Genomic DNA, 2,150 nt, shown 5'->3' on the forward strand with positions numbered 1-2,150 from the left:
TACCAGGAATGGCTATAGGTCAAGCTGTTCTAGCAGTAACATCACAGTGCGTAGGTGCAAATGACGAGTACCAAACAAAATATTATACTAAAAAACTGCTAAAATTGACATATATTGGTATGATAATCACTAATATAATTATATTTATAGTACTAGCTCCGATTTTAGATGTATATAATTTATCACAAGAAACATCACGAATGGCTAGAGATATTATAATTTATCACGGAGTTATGGGAATGCTGATTTGGCCTTTATCATTTACATTGCCAAATACTCTTAGAGCTTGTAACGATGTTAAATTCTGTATGATAGTTTGTATAGTTTCAATGTGGATTTTTAGAATTGGATTTAGTTATATTGTAGGTAAATTCATGGGCTGGGGAGTGTTCGGCGTATGGGTTGCTATGACAATAGACTGGATGGTTAGAAGTGTATTTTTTGTATGGAGATATTTGAGCGGAAGATGGAAGCTATATTGGTATTAATAAAAATCCCTAGATAGATTGAGGTTTATCTGTCTAGGGATTTTTTCAAAATATATTAATCTACAACGACTACAGAATTGAAGCTAGATTCTTTATCGTCTACAGTTAATTTTATATTATCGTAGTAATTTACTTTGTCGTCAGAGACTGTCGTATTTTTTTGGTAGATTACAAATAGTTTTTGCGACAATTCTTCAGTATTATCCTTTTTACTTAGGGAAGCTACAATATTTAAAGTATCGTCCTCTATATTACAGCTTATGTCGGTAAATTCATTTTTAAAACCTAAGAAATATATATAAGTGTTAGAGCTAGTATTTATCTGATAAACACCCTCTTCTAGAGAAGTGTCATCGATTATATTTTTAATTTTTCTATTGTTTAATGCAGATATATCTATTTTGTTTAATTTTACCATGTTCTCTGAATCGTTGCTATTACTACATCCAAAGCAAAAAATACTCGATATAATTAATGTAATAAGTAATATTTTTTTCATAGGATTCTCCTTAATCTATATATTATTTTAGAGATAATACATTTTTTACATGAATCATAGTTCCTATTAAAAGGCAGTCTTCATCTATATTGAATTTAGAGTTGTGGATAGGGTAAGTGGCATTTTTATTTTCGTTACCACATCCTAAGTTGAAAAATACACCTGGTACTTTTTGTAAAAACCATGAGAAATCCTCAGCGCCAAGAGGAGATTTTTCCTTTTCTAGGACTTTGTCAGCTCCTAGAAGCTCAGATGTATTTTTTACAACTAAATCTACTAGCTCAGAATTATTGACTAGAGTTGGAATTCCTGGTATTATTTCTAAATCTACCTTTCCTCCAAATCCGGCGCTTATATTTTCGCATAGGGCTTTAATTTTTTCTTTGGCAAGGTGTCTGCTGTCCTCGTTTAATGTTCTTAATGTACCTGTCAGCTTGACTTCATCGCATATAATATTTCCTTTATGACCGCCTTCTATTTTTCCAAATGATATTACTACAGAATCTGTGGGATCTATATTTCTACTTACGATGCTTTGAAGTGCAGTCACTAAGTAAGAGGCTATAACTATGGCGTCGACTCCTTCATGTGGGTACGCTCCATGTCCATTTTTGCCTAATACCTTTAAAATAAGTCTATCTGTTGATGCAGCGGCAGTTCCTTTTTTTATCTCGATATAGCCTGTTTTTATATGAGAACCGACATGTATGCCAAATATTATGTCAACTTTGGGATTTTCCAAGCATCCCTCTTCAATCATATATTTTCCTGCGCCGATTTCTTCACCAGGCTGGAAAAGGAATTTTACATTTACCTTCAATAAATCTCTATTTTCATATAGTATTTTACAAGCGCCTAATAGCATTGCAGTATGAGCATCGTGTCCACAAGCATGCATGACACCTTCATTTTGAGATTTGTATTCTAAATCTAATTCTTCTGATATAGGTAGGGCATCTATATCGGCTCTTAGAGCTACTGTTTTTTCAAAGCCGTTGTTTATTTCAGCGACTACAGCAGTTGTATTTTTATACTCCACATAGTCGATACCTATTTCATCTAAATATTTTTTGATTTTTTCTCTAGTTTTAAATTCCTTTAAACCCAATTCCGGTGTTTCGTGTAGATCTCGTCTTACATTTATTATCCAATCTTCTATATTT

Annotated in this window: 3 protein-coding genes; 1 reads left to right on the forward strand and 2 read right to left on the reverse strand. The window is 32.6% G+C overall.

The window, feature by feature from the left end; translation table 11 throughout:
- A partial coding sequence (locus tag SPD90_RS07130; protein ID WP_320924768.1) for an MATE family efflux transporter occupies positions 1-488 on the forward strand: 488 nt, incomplete at its 5' end.
- A gap of 55 nt (positions 489-543) precedes the next feature.
- Here the strand turns inward: SPD90_RS07130 and SPD90_RS07135 are convergent.
- Both SPD90_RS07135 and SPD90_RS07140 read right to left on the reverse strand, forming a co-directional pair.
- A complete protein-coding gene (locus tag SPD90_RS07135; RefSeq protein ID WP_320625335.1) occupies positions 544-987 on the reverse strand; it encodes a hypothetical protein in 444 nt (147 codons plus the stop codon).
- 22 nt (positions 988-1,009) lie between these two features.
- Positions 1,010-2,146: a M20 metallopeptidase family protein gene (locus SPD90_RS07140; protein ID WP_320924769.1), complete on the reverse strand. Its 1,137-nt coding sequence runs from the start codon at positions 2,144-2,146 to the stop codon at positions 1,010-1,012.
- Between the last annotated feature and the right edge of the window lie 4 nt (positions 2,147-2,150).

This window comes from Intestinibacter sp. (assembly GCF_034113885.1).
Lineage (GTDB): Bacteria > Bacillota > Clostridia > Peptostreptococcales > Peptostreptococcaceae > Intestinibacter.

Excerpts from the sequence above, each read along its gene's own strand:
- SPD90_RS07135 (WP_320625335.1), bottom strand. The coding sequence starts at position 987 with ATGAAAAAAATATTACTTATTACATTAATTATATCGAGTATTTTTTGC.